General features: G+C 36.7%; 1 protein-coding gene. It reads left to right on the top strand.

Features of this window, described 5'->3' with window-relative positions; genetic code table 11:
• Positions 1-5: 5 nt before the first annotated feature.
• A partial coding sequence (locus ACSMFO_RS40255; protein ID WP_436462556.1) for an amino acid permease occupies positions 6-512 on the top strand: 507 nt, incomplete at its 3' end.

Consider the following 512-nt stretch of genomic DNA (forward strand, 5'->3'; position numbering starts at 1 on the left):
CTATCGTGATTATTTCTTCCCTTACTATATGTACGATCTTATATATTATTGTTTCCTTCATTCTAACGGGCATTGTTCCCTTTACTGAATTAAATGTGAAAAACCCGGTAGATTTTGCATTATACTATATTCACCAAGACTGGGTAGCAGGCTTTATTTCGGTAGGAGCTTTGACGGGAATGACTACAGTGTTACTTGTACTTTTATACGCACAAACACGTTTGTTTTTTGCTATGAGTCGGGATGGCTTATTGCCTAAAACAATGTCCAAAGTCGATTCAGTTAAGAAAGCCCCTATTATAAATACGTGGATTACAGGAATCTTAGTTGCAATTTTTGTTGGATTCATTCCTTTACATAGATTAGCTGAACTAGTTAATATCGGAACACTCTTTGCGTACTTGGTTGTTTCGGTAGGCGTATTGGTTTTGCGTAAAACACAACCTGAACTACCACGCGCTTTCAAAGTCCCTTTTGTTCCGTTTATCCCTATTATCTCTATGTTATTTTGT

The sequence above is a fragment of the Amycolatopsis sp. w19 genome (assembly GCF_051373225.1).
GTDB classification, from domain to species: Bacteria; Actinomycetota; Actinomycetes; order Mycobacteriales; family Pseudonocardiaceae; genus Amycolatopsis; species Amycolatopsis japonica.